Consider the following 18,752-nt stretch of genomic DNA (forward strand, 5'->3'; position numbering starts at 1 on the left):
GGCACAACAATCATTCAGTCGATCTAATGACGCAAGGTAGGCGCGGCATGTCGGACTTCTGGATGTCCTTCTTTGCCAGGGCAGAAGGTTGCCTATATGCTGAGAAGTTTGACGCCTTCGGGAAATGTTGAGGAAGTGGCATGTTCATAGCGTCCACCAGTGAAGGGATGGCCGTTTCTTTGGCTTTGCATCGCAAGCTGGAAACATCGCTCGGTGTCACTTTATGGTCTTGGGATGTCGGCAACATGAACCGCTTCTCGATCGACCGCGCAAAAACGCTCATTTCAACGTCCGACATCGCCGTTTTAGTCTCGTCCCCTGCGGACGTGGCGTGCCTTCGAACACCAAACAGGGAAGCCGGTCTCAGAACAGAGGAGACTCTGTTTCTGCTCGGGATCATGGTAGGAGCGCTCGGTCCGAACAGGGTTTTCTGGGTCTTGCCTGACGAGGAGGGAGCTCCCGCTGCCGTCGCTCATCGCCTAGGAATTCACAAGTTCTATTTCGACGGGCATCGCCGCGATATCAATGCGGCGATCTCGGACGCATCTTTTTCATTGCAGGAGGCCGTGAAAGAGATCGGGCTACGAACTCCGCTTGGTCCACCCGAAGGTGGACTCGACATGGTTCGAGCGTGGTTGGGAAAATAGGGACCAGCACAATGCAAGACACGTTCAAGGCCATGCCATAAGTCAAGGTCAAAGATGTCTCACCGTGTCACGTCGGCATTTTCATTCGCTGAGGCAGGGACGAGCAACAGGGTGATGGGCTCTTGCCAAGGTAGGAAGCGCTTGCAGGTTCCGTCGGCCTGCGCCAAGCGACTTTAGAGTCCGGCGACGGACGCTCCCCAGCTCGGGGTGAACCTTGAAAAGGTGCCGGTAGAACGGTTCTCCAGAAGCAGTCGCCGAACGCCAGGGCGGTACCGTCCAAGCAAGCTCGATGCTAAGGAGGCGACCTGTACTTCGCTATTACGGTTCTCCGGCGAACACGGCGGGTATCTGACGGCGGTCCGTCGAACGGCTTTGGCTCCCCTCGCCGGCGGTGGTCTTGTGACTTGTTCGAGAGACCGGACCACCCGGCCGAGCAAAATGTCTGGAAGGTCTCGCTATCAGCGACCACAATTGCCCAATGAAGAGCTGCGACGACAGGTACATCTGGCAAGCCCCGGACTGGCCCAACTGGCGCTTCGACTTGGAAGTGCTGGTCGGGCCCATGGCCGAGGTACGTCGCTCACTCGACCTGTTGCTTGCGCGGATGACCGCCGCGAGCCCTGTTCAGCGCGATCAACTGATGCTGACGGCCGTGGCAGAAGAGGTGGTCAAGACCAGTGAGATCGAGAGCGAACAACTTGACGTCGCATTGGTGCGGTCGAGCGTAGCGCGCCAATTGGGCACTGAGGTGAGCCGCACGGGCAGGATGGACCCGCACGTGGATGGCGTGGTCAAGATGGTGCTCGACGCCTCCATCAGATGCACCGATGCTGTTTCGCAGGAGCGGCTAGTTGGCTGGCAAGCCGCGCTGTTTCCCTTGAACCGCTCGTTCCTCGCCAGGATCAAAATCGGAGACTGGCGAGATGATGTCGCAGGACCGATGCAAGTAGTGTCTGGACCAGTCGGTCGACAGCGAGTGCATTTCGAGGCCCCGCCAGCAGACCGACTGGCGACCGAGATGCGTCAACTCCTGGACTGGCTCAACAGCGCATCGAATGAACCGCCGCTCATCAAAGCAGGCATCGCTCACTTATGGTTCGTGACACTGCACCCCTTTGAAGATGGCAACGGTCGGGTAGGCCGTGCGATCTGCGATCTACTCCTGGCCCGCGCGGACAATAGCCCCCAACGCTTCTATAGCCTGTCGGCGCAGATCCGACGTGAGCGCAACGCCTATTACGAACTGCTGGAGCGCAGCCAGAAGGGCTCGATGGACGTGACGGAGTGGCTGATCTGGTTCCTCGACATGGTCCATCGAGCAGTGGATCAGGCCCATCGAACGCATGATGGGATCCTCACCAAGGCGCATTTCTGGCAGAAGTGCGCTGACATGCCGTTGAATGATCGGCAAGTGAAGGTACTGAACCGTTTGGTGGACGGCTTTGATGGCAAGCTCACATGCAGGAAGTGGGCAGCCATCGCCAAGTGCTCGACGGTAACAGCGCTGAGCGATATCAGCGACTTGGTGACGCGAGGCCTACTCTTGGAATCAGCTACTGACGGTCGAAGTACGAGCTACGTACTGCCTAACAAGCGACAGGCGGACTAGCCACTCGACCGTCTCCATCCGAGTTCCGGTCTGAAACGGTATTGCTTCAGGCTGATTGCCGGGAGAATCATGTTGACTGATAGCCATCGTCACCGCCTGCTGGCATCCTGTTCTGTGTACGATGGCGCGCAGAGCATTCGACCAAGCAACGGACCAAGCTGCGGTCACGCTGGCTCACCGTGCACGATTCTGGCCCGGGATAGAGGAGGCTTTCATGCATGCAATGAGGCGGAGGCGAAGACTGCGGACAGAGGCTGCGTTTCGGTCACGACACGCGCTACTTCGCACCCAAGTTCGAAGCAGGGACCTGCTGGCACTTGCTCAGACGGTCTTCATGAACGAAAAAGCCGCCTCCGTATGGATGAATCGGCCGCACGTGCTGCTCGGTGGCGCCTCCCCTCGTGAGGCCGCCAGAAAATCGAAAACGGGCGCGACCCGCGTTCAAGAGATATTGGTCGCCATCAAGCACGGCGGTGTCGTGTGATTTGCCTCAGCGCCCTCAATAAAGGCGCATGACCGCGAACGACGGATCGCCGCTACAGCTCGCCCGCCAGTCCCCGTGCCTCACTGCACGCTGTCGCACCTGCCCTGCGGCGGGCTCGACTCCCCACGCGCCACAGAGTCCTTCTAGATCAATGCTTTTTGAGACTATGTTTTCGGCATGAGACAGCACAGAAAAGTCGTTTTGAAACTATGTTTTGACTTTTAAGACTTTGTTATCCACTTCCTTCCCTCCACCCCATGCTCCACCGCCTCACCCTCCCCGTCACCGCCTTCCAGCAGAACTGCTCGCTGATCTGGTGTAGCGACACGAACGAAGCCGCCCTCATCGACCCGGGCGGCGACATCCCGGTGCTGATGCAGGCCGTTGAATCGCGGGGGCTCAAGCTGGTGGCGCTGTGGCTCACGCACGCCCACATCGATCACGCCGGGGCCACCGGCACGCTGGCGCGCGAACACAACCTCCCGATCGTGGGCCCGCATCCGGGAGACCAGTTCTGGATCGACGGGCTGCCGCAGCAGAGCAGCATGTTCGGCTTTCCGAAGGCCGAGCCCTTTGCGCCCACGCGCTGGCTGCATGAAGGCGACACGGTGCAACTGGGCGGGCACACACTCCAGGTGCTGCATTGCCCCGGCCACACGCCGGGCCACGTGGTGTTCTACTCGCCGGAATTGAAGCACGCCTTCGTGGGCGACGTGCTGTTTGCCGGCAGCATCGGCCGCACCGACTTTCCGGGCGGCAACCATGCCGAGTTGATCGCGGCCATCAAGGGCAAGCTGCTGCCGCTGGGCGACGACGTGACCTTCACGCCGGGCCATGGCCCCGAGAGCACGCTCGGGGAAGAACGGCGCCACAACCCCTATCTGTGAGCCGTGGCGCCCGCCTGATTACTTCGTGACGGCCAGCTGGCTTTCCATCACGCCGGCTTGGCCTTGCGCATCGCTCACCTGCTGCAGCTTGTTGCGGGCGTACATGACGCCCATCTTCACTTCCTGCCAGATGTAGTACAGCATGCCGGGCTTGGTCTCAAGCTCGAGCACCGAGGTGTTCTCGGCCTCTGACACGATGGTGTGCTTGCCCGGCTCGACCTGCTTGAACAGGTAGGTCTTGGCCTTGGTGGCGCCCACGGGCTGGCCGTCGATGGACACGTCCATCTTCACGGCGCCGCCCAGCAGTTCATTGCGGTAGATGTAGATGCCGGACTTGGCCGCGTCGGCCTTGAACGTCTTGGCGGCCTGGTCCTGGGGCGCGTCGGCCATCGGCACCGACGAGCAACCCGCCAGGGCAGACACCACGGCGAGCGACAGGAACAACTTCTTCAACATGGGAGACCCTTCCGATGGAGGTGAAGCGGCCGAAGGCGGCCCCCTGCCCCCTGTCGGTCTCGTTTCTTTTTGTGAGGATCCCAGCGTATCGACACACTTCCACGTCGGCAAGCGGGCCAGTTACCCTCGGGGGAGACACCCGGACACCGCGTCGCGCCGCGCCGACAGGAAAGCGGCACCCCACCCTTTCAGCCGATGTGACGGGCCGATGTCACCGCAGTGAAATCTGGCAAGCGCAGCGTGCGCCTGCGCACAGATTCGCCCGAACAATTTCCGTGCGCGGGCCATTCAGCGTCGGGGGTAAACGCCGATATCCCCCGGAGGGCGCCCCTCCCGAAGTTGTACCCCGGCGCCCTGCCACGGAAGCCGCTCATGCTGAACGCCCTCTCCATTCGCGCCCGTTTGATCGCCCTCGGCCTGCTGGCCGTCGGCGCCCTGATTCTGGTCGGCAGCCTCGGCGCCCTTTCGGTCTCGCACCTGCGCAACCAGTTCGGCGCCTTTGCCGAGCACGAATTCATCACGCAGGGCCGGCTCACCACCTTGCGCATGGCGATGGGCGACATCCGCCGCTATGAAAAGGACGTGCTGCTCAGCATCGACGAGGTCGACAAGGCCCAGCAGTACCAGGCCAAGTGGACGAAGGCCGTCCACGCCACCCAGGCCGTGTTGCAGCAGTTGCAGGCCGGTGGCCAGTGCGCCGACTGCCCGAAGATCGCCGCGCACCTGAAGGACTACGAGACCGCCGCGGCCGAGGTGATCCAGCGCACCATCAACGGGCAGATCGTCACCGCCCCCGACGCGAACCAGCAGATGGGGCCGGCCAAGAAGGCGATGTACGACGCCGATCCGCTGCTGGACGCCCTCGCCAGCCGGGTGCAGAAGGCCGCCGAAGACCGCACCGCCGACGTCCGCCAGATCGCGACCACACAGCTGACCCTGACCGCCGGCCTGGCGCTGCTCGTGTTGGGCGTGCTGGTGCCCGCCCTGTGGATGACGGTGCGCTCCATCCTCCAGCCGCTGGAGCAGGCCATCGACATTGCGCACCGCGTGGCCGACGGCGACCTCTCGCAGCGCATTGCGGTGCAGGGCAGCCGCGAGGTGGCCGCCCTGCTGCGGGCGCTGTCCAGCATGCAGGCCAGCCTGCGGGCGCTGGTGGCCGACGTGCAGCAGGCCGCCGAGGCCATCGACACCGCCAGCGCCGAGGTGGCGCAGGGCAGCCTCGACCTGTCGCAGCGATCCGAGCAGGCCGCCGCCGACCTGCAGGAAACGGCCTCGGCCGTGGCGCAGCTCACCGAAGCGGTGGGCGATTCGGAACGCACCGCCAGCGAGGTGGCCGGTCTGGCCCAGCAGTCTGCCCAGGCCGCGCACAAGGGCGGCGAGATCGTGTTCAGCGTGGTCGACAGCATGTCGCACATCGCCAAGGGCTCCACCCAGATCGCCCAGATCACCGGCGTGATCGACGCCATCGCCTTTCAGACGAACCTGCTGGCCCTCAATGCGGCGGTGGAAGCCGCCCGCGCGGGCGAACAGGGGCGCGGCTTTGCCGTGGTGGCGGCGGAAGTGCGCCAGCTGGCCCAGCGCTCGGCCGAGGCCGCCCGTGAGATCAACCAGCTGGTGCGCAGCGCGACCCAACAGGTGGACAACGGTGGGCAACTGGCCCGCGATGCCGGCGCCGAGATGAAGTCCATCATCGACACGATCGACCGCGTGTCGAACATGATGAGCGCCATGAACCAGCGCCTGACCGAACAGGCTCATGGACTGAGCCAGCTGAACCGCGCGGTGGGCGACCTTGATTCGCTCACGCAGCAGAACGCCGCGCTGGTGGAGGAGTCGGCCGCCTCAGCGGCCTCGCTGCGCGAACAGGCAACCGGCCTGCTGCGCACCACCGGGCACTTCCGCGTGCAGGCAGCCTGACGCGGTGACCGGCCTTCAATCGGCCGGCCTGCCCGCTTTCAACGAACGGCGCCGACGCTGAAACGCGCCACCTGGTCGCCACAGCCTTCCAGCACGCACACCGTGCGGGCCGTGACGCCGAAGTGCTGCCCAGCTTCGATGAAGTGGTCGTCGGCCACACCGGGTGAGGTGAGCCACACCCGGCCCTGATGGACCTGCAGTGCCTGCCCCCGACGCAGGACGACCGTGCACGCGAGGCCGTCTGGCAAGGTCCACACGGGCGCCGCAGCGCGGGCGGGCTTCTGCGTGCGGACGGCAGCGTGGTCCGCGCGCCGGGACAGCGCGGCCAGCAGGCGGGGCAGGACAGGGTGCAGCAGCGAGGTCATGTCGGGCTCCACAGCGTGATGTTGGTGTGATGCCATCGTGCGACGCGGCTGCGCATTCGTGCAGATGCAGGAACCGACGGGCCGGAGCCATACAGGCATCCAGCGCCCTGCACTGTGATGGTCGGCCTCACGGCCATCTGTATTGCTCTGGCGGGCCCAGCGCCCGTCTGTGATGGTTGGCCTCACCGGCATCTGTACTGGTCAAGTCACCCTGATTCCGTACAGAATGGTTCCATCATGGAGCCGCAAACCGACACCCTGTACCTCAAGATCGCCGACGCGATGGCGCGGCAGATCCGGACCGGCACGCTGCCGCGCGGCGAGCGCATTCCGTCCGTGCGGCTGCTGGCCAGCCAGCATGGCGTCTCGCAGTCGACGGTCGTGCAGGCCTACCGCACGCTGGAAGACGCCCGGCTGATCGAGGCCCGGCCGCGTTCGGGCTATTTCGTGGCGGCGCGCCCGCCCGAGCTGCCCGAGCCCGACACCTCGCGCCCGCCGCGGCGTTCGGTGCCCGTGGGCATCACGGCCCTGTCGGCCAAGATCATGAGCCTGGCCCATGACCCGGACTTCGTCTCTTTCGGCGCCGCGTGTCCCGATGCCTCGCTGTTCGCGCAGGAACGCGTGCGCCGCGCCTTGAGCCGCGCCACGCAGCGCCACCGCAGCACGCTGTGCCAGTACCCGATCGGCCCGGGGGATGAATCACTGCGTCGCGCCATTGCGCGGCACGCGCTGCGCATGGGCTGCCACATCGACGCCGACGACGTCATCGTGACCGGCAGCTGCCTGGAGGCCATCAGCCTGTGCCTGCGCACGGTCACCAAGCCGGGCGATGTGGTGGCGCTCGAATCCCCCACGTATTACGGCTTCCTCGAGATCCTCGAGCACCTGGGCCTGCGCGCGCTCGAGATCCCCACCCACCCGCGCACCGGCCTGTCGCTCGACGCGCTGCAGCTCGCGCTCGACACCCAGCCCGTGAAGGCGCTGCTGGCCGTGCCGACGCTGTCCAACCCCATCGGCGCCAGCATGCCGACGCCCGAGCGCAAGCGGCTGGCCCAGATGCTGGCCCGGCACAAGGTGCCGCTGATCGAAGACGTGCTCTACAACGACCTGTGCGAGGACGACGAACGCCGCCGCGCGGTGCAGTCGTTCGACACGGCGGGGCAGGTGATGCTGTGCGGCTCGTTCAGCAAGACGGTGGCACCCGGGCTGCGCCTGGGCTGGATTGCCGCGCCCGCCTGGACCGAACGCCTGCAGCGCCTGAAGGCCGCCACCAGCGGCAGCGAGACCGTGGTGCTGCAGCGCGCGCTGGCCGACCTGCTGACCCAGCCCGGCATCGAGGCCAGCTACCGGCAACTGCGCGGTGTGGTCGCTTCGCGCATGGACGAGGCGCGCAGCCTCATCTCGAAGCACTTCCCCAAGGGCACGCGCATGACGGCACCCGCGGGCGGCTTCATCCTGTGGCTGGCCCTGCCAGACGAGGTCGACACGATCGCGCTGTTCGAGGCCTGTCTGGACGAGCGCATCTGCATCGCGCCGGGCAGCCTGTTCTCGGCCACGGGGCGCTTCCAGCACTGCATGCGGCTGGGGCTGGGCGGACACTGGGGCGAGCCCGAGCGCCGCGCGCTGGCCCGCGTGGGGCAACTGGCCCAGCAGCTGGCTGCAGGGCACTGAAGCGGCGCGCCGGCCGCGTCAGTCGTGCGCGTGCGGCTGGCCCAGGGCCGCCACCGTGCCCAGGCGCACCTCGCCCCGGCCCCAGAAGCCCAGCTGCAGGGCCTCCATCGGGTCAAGCGCGCCCGTGCGCAGCGGCGCATCAAAGCGGCGCGGCGGCTTGGCCGCCCGCTCGAACAGCGGCAGCACGCGCGGCAGGCTGGCCTGAATCTCCTGGATGCGCGACGTGCCCGACGGGTGGGTGGACAGCCACTGCGGCGGCGCGCCCTTGGCAGCCGCGCCCATCTTCTGCCACAGGCTCACGCCAGCGCGGGGGTCGTAGCCGGCTCGCGCGGCCAGTTCCATGCCGACCAGGTCGGCCTCGGACTCGTCTTCGCGGCTGAAGCGCAACGTCAGCAGCTGGCCGCCCATGTTCAGCAGCGCGTCGCCCGTGCCCCCCAGGCCCAGCAGGCTGGACAGCAGGTTGGCACCCACCTTCGTGGCCGCCGTTTTGCCCATGCGCTCACGAGCGTGCTCGCGCAGCGCATGCGCGACCTCGTGGCCCATGATCATGGCCACCTCGTCGTCGGTCAGCTTGAGCTGCTCGATGATGCCGGTGTAGAAAGCGATCTTGCCGCCCGGCATGCAGAAGGCGTTGAGCTCCTTCGACTGCAGGGCGATGACCTGCCACTTCCAGTCGCGGGCGCGGCTGTTCCATTCCAGGCTGTACGGGATGATGCGCTGGGCGATGGCCCGCAGGCGCACCACGTGCGGGTGGTTGTCGGGTAGCAGCGCGTTCTGCTGGCGCGCCTGGGACGCCATCTGCGCGTACTGCTGGGACGCGGCGGCCTCGATGTCTTCGGCTGGCACGAATCGGGCAAAGGCCGACTGCTTGCCCACGGCGCTGCGCACCCCCTCCTCCTGAGCCTGGGCCCCGGCCGGTGCACTGAAACCGAGTGCCGCCGCCAGGCCAAGCGCGGCCAGCGCAGCGGGGCGGACACGGAGGAAAGCAGAGAGGTTCATGGCGGCAGGCATCGTGAAGAGGGTGGATGGCAGATGAGGGCGCGGGGCACATTCTCAAGGCAGTGCGCCCCGGCCTGATTGTCTTAACGCGCGTCGGCCCGATCCAGCATACGCCGCACGGCGGGCAGCAGGCCATAGGCCGGGAAGGACAGCCAGAAGGTCAGGAAGAAGAAGGCGGCGTAGCCCATCTGCTCGACGCCCAGCCCGCCGGCCCAGCCCGCCACCGCGCGCGAGAACGCGAAGATCGACGAGAGGATGGCGTACTCGGTCGTGGCGCGGGCCTTGCTGGTGATGCCCATCAGAAACGCCATGAAGGCGCCGGTGCCCAGGCCGCCGGTGAAGCTCTCCAGCGCGCTGGCCCCGTACACCGCCGCCTGGTGGGCCAGCGGGATGGCCTGACCCGGCTCGGTGTGCGGCACATACCAGGCCGCCACGGCATACCCGAGGTTGGACAGCGCCTGCGCCAGCCCCAGCACCCACAGCCCCTTGAAGATGCCCGCGCGGTCGACGTACCAGCCGCCGGCCAGCCCCCCGGCAATCGACAGCCCCAGCCCGACGTTGACACTGACCAGGCCGATCTGCGCGGGCGTGAACCCGGCATCCACCCAGAACGGCTTGACCATGAAGCCCATGGCCGCATCGCCCAGCTTGAACAGCAGGATAAACAGCAGCACGGCCAGCATGCCGGGCCGGGCCAGCAGCTCCACCCAGGCGCCGAACACCGGGCCGTCAGCCAGGGCGTGGGCGTTGCGGCCGCGCGCGGCGGTCACCATCAGCCCGGCACCGGCAAACATGAGCCCCACCGGCACCGCGCCCTTGAACCACCAGGTGCTGCTGACGGCCTGCACGGCCGACCAGCCCACCGCCTTGGCGACCGGGCCCAGCACCGGCCACAGCAGGCCCGAGAGGACCAGCGCCAACGCCACCAGCCACAGCGGCTGCTCGCGCAACGTGGCCCATTCGCGGCGCGAGGCCCCGGCATCGCGCGGCGGGCGCGGCGGTTGGGCCGGCGCCATCAGCAGCAGCACGGCGTTGCCCACCATCAGCGCGGCCCCCATCAGGTAGGCGGCCGACCAGTTGGGCTGCCCGGTCGTCCCGGCCCAGCCGGCCACCACGAGCAGCCCGCCGGCCGCCAGCATGCCCACGCGGTAGAAACCGATGCGCAGGCCGTTGGCCACCCCGAACTGGTCCTTGCGCAACAACTCGATCGTGTAGCCGTCGGTGGCGATGTCGTTGGTGGCCGACAGAAAGGTGAAGGCCGCCAGCAGCACCCAGGGCCAGGTCGCGCCCTGCCCCAGCACCTCGGGCTGCGCCGCCAGCGCGGCCAGCACGGCGGCCATACCGAGGTTGGCGCCGGCAATCCACACCCGGTGCCCGCGCCAGGCGTCGACCAGCGGGGCCCACAGGAACTTGACCGTCCACGCCAGGCCCAGCAGGCTCAGCAGGCCGATCTCGGCCGGGCCCACGCCGGCCTGCCGCAGGTTGACGGGAAACAGGTCGTAGAACACCCCCAGAGGCAGGCCTTCCGAGAAGTACAGCAGCGCCACCCAGAACATCAGGCGACGGTGGGCAGGGGCGGGGGCCGCCGGGGCGGCAGACGCGGAAGGGGGGGCAGACATGCGGGGATTGTAGGAAGCGGGGCCGGATTAGCCCTCGGAAAGCGGACTTTTTGCCACTTCAGGTTTCAGTTCCACGCGGATGATGCCGATAGAACCGAACGGGTGAGGCACCAGGCTTCATGGAGCGCTGTCGCCCGAAGCAGGAGGCAAAATGAACTTTCGCACCAAAATCTGGATGCTGCCGGTGAGCGCTGCCGCGGTGTTCATGGTGGGCGTCGCTGTCAGCATCTTCGTGGGAGACCGCACGTCGGCCGTCCTCGACCAGCTCTACCAGGTCGACAACCCCCACATGGCCCACGTGATGACCGTGGACCGCGCCACCGAACAACTTCGTCTGACGCTGCAGACGGCCGCTGCCGAAGGCGAGGCCGAGAAGCTCAAGGAAGCCGAGGCCCAGGTGGGCACGGCCCGCACGGCACTGGATGCCATGGCCCGGCTGCCGGAAAAATCCGGCGTGGCCAAGGAACTGAGCGGCGCCTTCGATGCCTACCAGGCAGCGGCCATCGGCGCCACCCGCGCGCTGCTGACCAGCCAGCCACCGGGCGACCTCGTCACGCAGATGCAGAGCAGCCTGCAGGTGCTGCAGAAGGCGCTCGACTCCCGCAAGACCGAAGCGCGCAGCGCCATCGACACCGCCCAGGCCAGCGCCAACAGCGGCGTGAAGACCGCGCTGTGGGTGACCGTCGGCACCGGCATCATCGTGCTGGGTGTGCTCGGCCTGATGTCGGCCGCCATCGTGAACTCGGTGTGGCGTGACCTGGGCGCCGAGCCCACCGCCCTGCGCGACGCTGTTTCCCGCATCGCGGAAGGCGACCTCGACCTGAACCTGCAACGCACGCCGGGCGACGAGGGCTCGCTGCACGCCTCGGTGGTGTCCATGACGCACAAGCTGCGCGACACCATTGGCGTGATCCGCCAGGCCACCGACTCGATCAGCACCGCCTCGACCGAGATTGCCACCGGCAACCAGGACCTGTCGATGCGCACCGAACAGACGGCGTCGAACCTGCAGCAGACGGCCAGCTCGATGGAACAGCTGACCGGCACCGTGCGCCAGAGCGCCGACTCGGCCCGCCAGGCCAACCAGCTGGCCTCCGGCGCCGCCACGGCCGCCCAGCAGGGCGAGCACATCGTCTCGCAGGTGGTGGCCAACATGGCCGAGATCGACGGCGCCAGCCGCAAGATCACCGACATCATCACCGTGATCGACGGCATCGCCTTCCAGACCAACATCCTGGCGCTGAACGCCGCCGTGGAAGCGGCGCGTGCCGGCGAGCAGGGCCGTGGCTTTGCCGTGGTGGCCGGTGAGGTCCGCACGCTGGCCCAGCGCAGCGCCCAGGCCGCCAAGGAAATCAAGACCCTGATCAACGCATCGAGCGAGAAGGTCGAATCCGGCTCGCGCCTGGTGAAGGACGCCGGCAACTCGATGAACGAGATCCTGACCAGCGTGCAACGCGTGTCGGACATCATCGGCGAGATCAGCGCGGCGTCAACCGAGCAGAGCCAGGGCATCGGCCAGGTCAACCAGGCCGTGACGCAGCTCGACCAGATGACGCAGCAGAACGCCGCGCTGGTGGAAGAATCGGCCGCCGCGGCGGAAAGCCTCAAGGACCAGGCCGCCCGCCTGGCCCAGGCCGTGTCCGCCTTCAAGCTCGGGGGCGGCGCCGCCCGCAGCCTGGGCGTGACGCCGGTGACCCCGATTCCGACACCGAGCGCGCCCGCCAACACGGCGGACACGGCGGCCCACACCGTGATCGCCAAGGCCCAGGCTGCCGCCCGCGAACCAGTCAAGCCGCTGCCCAAGGCAAGCCCGGCTGCCGCACCGGCTGCACCGAAGGCCGCCCCGGCCCGCGCCAGCCTGCCGCACACCCCGCCGGCCGAACCGGTGGCCGTGGCTGCCCGTCCGCCGGCCGACGACGACTGGGAAACCTTCTGATCTGCCCCCCAGGCCGTCGCTGACGGCCCCTGCCCCTCGCCAGGCCGACCGGTTCTCCGGTCGGCCTGTCTGTTTCTGGCGCGCATCACCCACGGTGAACCGGCGGAGTGCGTCAAGCGGGCCGCCCCGCCCTGCGCTACGCTGTGGCGATGTCTTCGCCCCGCCCCGCACCTCTGCGCTTTGCCGCCAACCTGAGCTGGCTCTACACCGAGCTGCCCTTCCTCGACCGCTTTGCCGCCGCCGCCCGCGATGGTTTCACCGGCGTGGAATGCCTGTTCCCGCATGAGCACCCGATGGAAGAAGTGAGCGCCCGCTTACGCGAAAACGGGCTCCAGCTCGTTCTCTTCAACGCCGAACCCGGCGACTGGGCGGGCGGTGAACGGGGCCTGGCGGGCCTGCCGGGGCGGGAAGCCGACTTCCGCCGGGTGGTGAACGAGGCCCTGACGCGGGCCGAAGCGCTGGGCTGCCCACGGGTGCACCTGATGGCCGGGCTGTGCGCCGACGCGCCCGGCACCCGCGACCGGGCCTGGGCCACCTACGAAGCCAACCTTGCCTGGGCCGCCGGGCAGGCGCAGGCCGCCGGCCACGTCGTCACCATCGAGCCCATCAATCCGCGCGACATGCCCGGCTACCTGCTGAACCGCCAGGCCGACGCGCACGCGCTGGTGCAACGCATCGGCTCGTCGCATCTGCAGGTGCAGATGGACCTGTACCACGCCCAGATCGTCGACGGCGACCTGACCACGCACCTGCGCGCCGCACTGCCCTCGGGCCGCGTCGGGCATCTGCAGGTGGCAGCCGTGCCCGACCGCGGCGAGCCCGACGATGGCGAACTGAACTGGCCCTGGGTGTGGGATGAACTGCAGCGCCTGGGCTGGTCCGGCTGGATCGGCTGCGAATACCGCCCGCGCCAGAGCTCGGCCCACGACGGCCTGGGATGGCTGCGGGCATTGCGCGACGCCGGCCGCGCCATCTGAACCACGCTGCGCCTTCGCCGTGCCCCCCCTGTGACCCGTCTTCTGCCACCCCGATGACCGTGACCACCCAGCCCCCCGCCTTCCCCGCCACCGTGCCCACCCGCGACGGGCTCGCTCTGCACGCCCACGCCTGGCCAGCAACCGGCCCCCTGCCCGCCCGCGGCGTGGCCGTGCTGGTGCATGGCCTCGGCGAACACCTCGGCCGCTATGCCCACGTGGCCGCCCGGCTCAACGCCCAGGGCTGGCATGTGTTCGGCTGCGATCACCGCGGCCACGGGCGCTCCCCGGGTGCACGCGGCGCGCTGCACGCCGACGACGACTTCCTCCACGACACCGCCGCCGTGGTCGACGCCGCCCGCGCGGCCTGCGCGGGCCTGCCCCTCCTGCTGGTGGGGCACAGCCTGGGTGGCGCCATCGCGGCGCGATTCGCAGCGGCCCTCGCCACACCGCCCGAAGCCACCCCGTGGGCCCGCCCGGTCGAGGCCCTCGTGCTGTCGTCACCGGCCCTGGAGATCCCGATCAGCAACGTGCAGAAAGGCCTGCTGGCCACCGTCGGCAAACTCACGCCCGACGTGGCGGTGGGCAACGGCCTCAAGCCCGAATGGGTCTGCCACAACCCCGCCACCGTGGCCGCCTACCTGGCCGACCCGCTGGTGCACGACCGCGTCACCGGCCGGCTCACCCGCTTTCTGCTCGATGCGGGCGACACCGTGCTGGCCCGTGCGCCGCACTGGACAGTGCCCACGCTCATCACCTGGGGTGGCGAAGACCGCTGCGTGCGTCCCCAGGGCTCCGAGGCCTTTGCCGCCCACGCGCCGCGGGCGCTCGTTCACGCCGTGCCCTGGCCGCGCCTGTCGCACGAGGTGTTCAATGAAGTCGAGCAGGATCAGGTGCTCGATGCCGTCATGGCGTGGCTGGGCGGCATTTTTGGAGGATGATGGCGGGTTCCCCTTCCGCGACCCGATCGACACCGCCATGGCGCTCAAAGCCACCATCTACAAAGCCCAGATCAACCTGGCCGACATGGACCGCCATGTGTACGCCGACATCGGCGTGACCATTGCGCGCCACCCTTCCGAGACCGACGAACGCATGATGGTGCGCGTGCTGGCCCTGGCCCTGGGCTGGCCCGCCGACACGAACGAAGGCACGCTGGAGCTGGCCAAGGACATGTGGGAGCCGGACGAGCCGGCGCTGTGGCACAAGAACTATTCCGACGAGATCCTGCACTGGGTGGAAGTGGGCCAGCCCGACGACAAGCGCCTGATGAAGGCCGCGGGACGGGCTCGTCGGGTGAGCCTGTGGGCCTTCCAGAGCAGCACGCCCATCTGGTGGGACGGCATCGCGAACAAGCTGACCCGCGCACAGAACCTGACGGTGTGGCAGCTGCCCAGCGAGCAGACGCAAGCCCTGGCCGCCTTCGCGCAGCGCAGCATGCAGCTGCAGGTCAGCGTGCAGGATGGCACCGCGTGGGTCAGCGACGGCACGACCTCGATCGAGGTCGTGCCGCAGCGCCTGATGGGCCCCGACTGAGCCTGGCGCCGATTCAACCGGCCGCGCGGGGCGGGTCGTCGCGCAAGGCCCGACGCAGGATCTTGCCGATCGGCGTCTTGGGCAGCTCGGTGCGGAACTCGATCAGCTTGGGCCGTTTGTAGCCCGTCAGGTGCTGGGCGCAGTGGGCGCGCACCTGGTCTTCCGTCAGCGCCGCATCGGCCTTGACCACCACCAGCCGCACAGCCTCGCCGGACTGCGCATCGGGCATGCCCACGGCCGCGCACTCGAGCACGCCCTCGAGCGAGGCCACCACGTCCTCGATCTCATTGGGATAGACGTTGAAGCCCGAGACCAGGATCATGTCCTTCTTGCGGTCGACGATCTTGACGTAGCCGCGCTCGTCGATGGTGGCGATGTCGCCCGTGCGGAAGAAGCCGTCCGCCGTCATCACCTTGGCGGTTTCTTCGGGCCGGTTCCAGTAGCCGGCCATGACCTGCGGACCGCGCACGGCCAGCTCGCCCGGTGTGCCCAGCGGCAGCTCGTTGCCGTCTTCATCCAGCACCGTCACCTCGGTGGAGGGCAAGGGCAGGCCGATGGTGCCGCTGAAGGCGGTGCTCTGCACGGGGTTGCACGTGACGGACGGTGAGGTCTCCGACAGGCCATAGCCTTCGGCCACCGCACAGCCGGTGCGGTCCTTCCAGAGCTTGGCGGTGGCGTGCTGCACGGCCATGCCGCCGCCCACGCTCAGACGCAGGTTGCTCCAGTCCACCTTGTCGAAATCGGGGTGGTGGGCCAGCGCATTGAACAGCGTGTTGACGGCCGGGAAGCTGTGAAACCGCCACTTCTGCAGTTCCTTGAGCGTGGCGGGCAGGTCGCGCGGGTTGGGGATCAGGATGTTGAGCGTGCCCATGCGCAGGCCCAGCATCATGCAGACCGTGAAGCCGAAGATGTGATACAGCGGCAACGCGCACACGATGGCGGTCTGCTCGCCCGGCGGAATCTGCTTGAGCATGGGGCCATTCCACGCCTCCGACTGCAGCAGGTTCGCGATGATGTTGCGGTGCAGAAGGGTGGCGCCCTTGCTCACGCCCGTGGTGCCGCCGGTGTACTGCAGCACGGCCACATCGTCGGGACCCGGATCGGCCTGCTTGAACGGCAGGCGCGCGCCGCGCTTGAGCGCCGTCTTGAACGGCACGGCCTGCGGCAGGCTGAAGGGCGGCACCAGCTTCTTGACCTTGCGCACCACGTGGTTCACCAGCGCGCCCTTGATGAGGCCCAGCATGTCACCCATGGTGGCCAGCACGATGTGCTGAACCGGCGTGTCCTTGAGCACCTGCTGCAACGTGGTCGCAAAGTTCTCGAGGATGACGATGGCCTTGCTGCCCGAGTCGTTCAGCTGGTGGTGCAACTCGCGCGGCGTGTACAGCGGATTGACATTGACCACCACATAGCCCGCACGCAGGATGGCCGCCACGGTGACCGGGTACTGCGGGATGTTGGGCAGCATGACGGCCACCCGGTCGCCGGGCTGCAGCCCCAGGCTCTGCAGGTAGGCCGCCATGGCGCGCGAGGCCACGTCGATGTCGGCGAACTGCCAGCGCTGCCCCATGAAGCCGAACGCCGACAGGCGGATGTGCCGGCTGAAGCCCTCATCCATCAGCGCCACCAGCGAGCGGTAGGCCGAAGGGTCAATGGTGTGCGGCACGCCCGGCGGGTAGTGCCTGAGCCAGATCTTGTCCATCTCCGTGTCTCCTGCGGGCCGCGAAGCCCGCGCCAGTCTGGGCTCCCCATTCTTCCAAGGAAGGCGCCCCGCATGTGCGGGGGATGGCCCCAATGGCGCCGCACGAACGTTCGGTCCTGCGCGCGTTTTTCCGCGTCGTGAAAGCGCCCGGATGCCTCGAAGTCACGTGGTACGCGGCGGTTCTTCGAGGGTTCGCCCGCGGCATCGGCCCCCTAGGATTCATCCCACTGCGGCCCCCTCCGGCCGACAGCAGCCGCCTCGGGTGACGGGGCGTCGGGGCCTCCGGTCGGCCCCGCGCCCCGTCGATGTCCCCGCCTGGCGGGCCGGTGAACCCCGGGGTGTCCCTCTGCAGACCCTGATTGGTTCACAACAATGTTTTCGTGGTTCAGACAGATCAGCGTGGCCCACCGGCTGCGCGCCCTCGTGCTGGCGTCGGTGCTGTGTGTGCTCGGCGTCGCGTGTGCCCTGCTCCGGGTGTCCTACCAGCACCAGCTGGCCGACCGGCAGCGCGCCGTGCAGCACACCGTCGAGGTCGCGCACGGCATCCTGCAATGGGCTCATGACGGACAGCTCAGCGGCCGGCTGAGCCAGCAGGCCGCCCAGCAGGAGGCCAAGACCGCCCTGGCCCGCCTGCGCTACGGCGGCACCGAGTATTTCTGGGTCAACGACATGCACCCGCGTGTCGTGCTGCATCCCATCAAGCCCGAGCTCGACGGCCGCGATGTGAGCCAGCTGGCCGACCCCAACGGGCTGCGCCTGTTCCAGGCCTTTGTCGACACCGTCCGGCAGGATGGCGCGGGCTTCGTGCACTACCAGTGGCCGCGGCCGGGCGCGGTCGATCCAGTCGACAAGGTGTCATACGTCAAGGGCTTTGCGCCATGGGGCTGGATCGTGGGCTCGGGCCTCTACATCGACGACCTGCAGGACGCTTTCCAGGCGCAGATGGCATGGACGCTCGGCGGCGCGCTCGTGCTGGCCGCCGGCCTGGCGGTGCTGGGTGAGCGCACGGCCCGTGATCTGGCCCGCGGGGTGCGCGAGGCCGTGTCGCGCGCCGAAGCCATCGCCCAGGGCGACATCGCACAAGGGCAGGCGCCGCATCCGCTGGCCTCGGGCCGCGATGAGATCGCCCACCTGCTGAAGGCCATGCAGTCCATGAGTGCCGGACTGGATCACACGGTGAGCGAGGTGCAGCAGGCGGTGGACAACGTGGCCCTGGCCAGCGCGCAGATCGCCGCCGGCAACACCGACCTGAGCTCCCGCACCGAGCAGGCGGCCGCCCGCCTGCAGCACACGGCCGCCTCGATGGAGGAGCTGACCAGCACGGTGCAGCACAACAGCAGCTCGTCGGGCTCGGCGCAGCATCAGGCCGCGGCGGCCTCCGAGCAGGCCCAGCGGGGTGGCGAGGTGGTGGCCGAGGTGGTGACGACGATGGAGGCCATCCACACCAGCGCCCGCAAGATCACCGAGATCATCAGCGTGATCGACGGCATCGCTTTCCAGACGAACATCCTGGCCCTGAACGCCGCCGTCGAGGCCGCCCGCGCCGGCGAACAGGGTCGGGGGTTCGCCGTGGTGGCCGGTGAGGTGCGCACGCTGGCACAGCGCAGCGCCCAGGCCGCCCGCGAGATCAAGAGCCTGATTCAGGCCTCGACCGAGCAGGTGGAAAGCGGTGCCCGGCTGGTGCATGACGCCGGTGAGCGCATGCAGTCCATCGTGGGATCGGTGGCCGCGGTGAACGACCTGATCCAGGAGATTGCGCACGCCACCCGTGAGCAGAGCCTGGGCGTGGGCACGGTGCACGAGGCCGTGAGCGAGTTGGACCAGATGACGCAGCAGAACGCGGCACTGGTGGAGGAATCGGCCGCGGCGGCGGGCAGCCTGCATGAGCAGGCACGCCACCTGGCCGAGGTGGTGGGACGTTTCAGGCTCAGTGGTCGCCCTGGCTGAAGC

Annotated in this window: 16 protein-coding genes; 11 read left to right on the top strand and 5 right to left on the bottom strand. The window is 67.9% G+C overall.

Annotated elements, in window-relative coordinates:
* The first annotated feature begins 167 nt into the window (after positions 1 to 167).
* From DEH84_RS19180 to DEH84_RS16375, 4 genes are all read left to right on the top strand, one after another.
* The gene (locus DEH84_RS19180; RefSeq protein WP_159099010.1) at positions 168 to 647 is read left to right on the top strand and encodes a hypothetical protein; all 480 of its coding nucleotides are present in this window, start codon (positions 168 to 170) and stop codon (positions 645 to 647) included.
* A gap of 478 nt (positions 648 to 1,125) precedes the next feature.
* Positions 1,126 to 2,256 carry a Fic family protein gene (locus tag DEH84_RS16365; RefSeq protein ID WP_109037865.1) on the top strand — a complete coding sequence of 377 codons (1,131 nt, stop codon included), beginning with the start codon at positions 1,126 to 1,128 and terminating at the stop codon, positions 2,254 to 2,256.
* A gap of 334 nt (positions 2,257 to 2,590) precedes the next feature.
* Entirely contained in the window at positions 2,591 to 2,740 is a 150-nt protein-coding gene (locus DEH84_RS19185; RefSeq protein WP_159099011.1) for an MbcA/ParS/Xre antitoxin family protein, read from the top strand.
* 257 nt (positions 2,741 to 2,997) lie between these two features.
* The gene (locus DEH84_RS16375; RefSeq protein ID WP_109037868.1) at positions 2,998 to 3,627 is read left to right on the top strand and encodes an MBL fold metallo-hydrolase; all 630 of its coding nucleotides are present in this window, start codon (positions 2,998 to 3,000) and stop codon (positions 3,625 to 3,627) included.
* Between the two features lie 18 nt (positions 3,628 to 3,645).
* Here the strand turns inward: DEH84_RS16375 and DEH84_RS16380 are convergent, their stop codons facing one another.
* Positions 3,646 to 4,083 carry a DUF2846 domain-containing protein gene (locus tag DEH84_RS16380; protein WP_109037870.1) on the bottom strand — a complete coding sequence of 146 codons (438 nt, stop codon included), beginning with the start codon at positions 4,081 to 4,083 and terminating at the stop codon, positions 3,646 to 3,648.
* 372 nt (positions 4,084 to 4,455) lie between these two features.
* On the opposite strand from DEH84_RS16380, the gene DEH84_RS16385 reads away from it, so the two are divergent.
* Positions 4,456 to 6,000 carry a methyl-accepting chemotaxis protein gene (locus DEH84_RS16385; protein ID WP_109037872.1) on the top strand — a complete coding sequence of 515 codons (1,545 nt, stop codon included), beginning with the start codon at positions 4,456 to 4,458 and terminating at the stop codon, positions 5,998 to 6,000.
* Positions 6,001 to 6,038: 38 nt separating this feature from the next.
* On the opposite strand, the gene DEH84_RS19190 is transcribed toward DEH84_RS16385, so the two are convergent.
* On the bottom strand, positions 6,039 to 6,365 hold the full coding sequence (locus tag DEH84_RS19190) for a DUF2917 domain-containing protein (protein WP_159099012.1): 327 nt from the start codon (positions 6,363 to 6,365) through the stop codon (positions 6,039 to 6,041).
* Positions 6,366 to 6,602: 237 nt separating this feature from the next.
* Here DEH84_RS19190 and DEH84_RS16395 point away from each other — a divergent pair, with 237 nt between their 5' ends.
* Positions 6,603 to 8,036, top strand: coding sequence for an aminotransferase-like domain-containing protein (locus DEH84_RS16395; protein WP_109037876.1), 1,434 nt, complete (start codon positions 6,603 to 6,605; stop codon positions 8,034 to 8,036).
* An 18-nt stretch (positions 8,037 to 8,054) separates the two neighbouring features.
* Here DEH84_RS16395 and DEH84_RS16400 read toward each other — a convergent pair whose 3' ends face one another.
* Positions 8,055 to 9,035 carry a M48 family metallopeptidase gene (locus DEH84_RS16400; RefSeq protein ID WP_109037878.1) on the bottom strand — a complete coding sequence of 327 codons (981 nt, stop codon included), beginning with the start codon at positions 9,033 to 9,035 and terminating at the stop codon, positions 8,055 to 8,057.
* Positions 9,036 to 9,118: 83 nt separating this feature from the next.
* Entirely contained in the window at positions 9,119 to 10,654 is a 1,536-nt protein-coding gene (locus DEH84_RS16405) for an MFS transporter (protein WP_109037880.1), read from the bottom strand.
* Positions 10,655 to 10,805: 151 nt separating this feature from the next.
* On the opposite strand from DEH84_RS16405, the gene DEH84_RS19655 reads away from it, so the two are divergent.
* The 4 genes from DEH84_RS19655 to DEH84_RS16425 all read left to right on the top strand — a co-directional run bounded on the left by DEH84_RS19655 (position 10,806) and on the right by DEH84_RS16425 (position 15,100).
* Positions 10,806 to 12,590 carry a methyl-accepting chemotaxis protein gene (locus tag DEH84_RS19655; protein ID WP_109037882.1) on the top strand — a complete coding sequence of 595 codons (1,785 nt, stop codon included), beginning with the start codon at positions 10,806 to 10,808 and terminating at the stop codon, positions 12,588 to 12,590.
* A 149-nt stretch (positions 12,591 to 12,739) separates the two neighbouring features.
* On the top strand, positions 12,740 to 13,567 hold the full coding sequence (otnI, locus tag DEH84_RS16415) for a 2-oxo-tetronate isomerase (RefSeq protein WP_109038459.1): 828 nt from the start codon (positions 12,740 to 12,742) through the stop codon (positions 13,565 to 13,567).
* 53 nt (positions 13,568 to 13,620) lie between these two features.
* Positions 13,621 to 14,505, top strand: coding sequence for an alpha/beta hydrolase (locus DEH84_RS16420; RefSeq protein ID WP_159099013.1), 885 nt, complete (start codon positions 13,621 to 13,623; stop codon positions 14,503 to 14,505).
* A gap of 37 nt (positions 14,506 to 14,542) precedes the next feature.
* Entirely contained in the window at positions 14,543 to 15,100 is a 558-nt protein-coding gene (locus DEH84_RS16425; RefSeq protein ID WP_109038460.1) for a YaeQ family protein, read from the top strand.
* 13 nt (positions 15,101 to 15,113) lie between these two features.
* Here DEH84_RS16425 and DEH84_RS16430 read toward each other — a convergent pair whose 3' ends face one another.
* Positions 15,114 to 16,802 carry a long-chain-fatty-acid--CoA ligase gene (locus tag DEH84_RS16430; RefSeq protein ID WP_109037885.1) on the bottom strand — a complete coding sequence of 563 codons (1,689 nt, stop codon included), beginning with the start codon at positions 16,800 to 16,802 and terminating at the stop codon, positions 15,114 to 15,116.
* A gap of 372 nt (positions 16,803 to 17,174) precedes the next feature.
* Between DEH84_RS16430 and DEH84_RS19660 the strand changes: the two genes are divergently transcribed.
* Complete coding sequence (locus DEH84_RS19660; RefSeq protein WP_109037887.1) at positions 17,175 to 18,749, top strand: methyl-accepting chemotaxis protein; 1,575 nt, start codon at positions 17,175 to 17,177, stop codon at positions 18,747 to 18,749.
* Positions 18,750 to 18,752 lie beyond the last annotated feature (3 nt).

It is taken from the genome of Aquabacterium olei (assembly GCF_003100395.1).
Classification (GTDB): Bacteria; Pseudomonadota; Gammaproteobacteria; order Burkholderiales; family Burkholderiaceae_C; genus Aquabacterium; species Aquabacterium olei.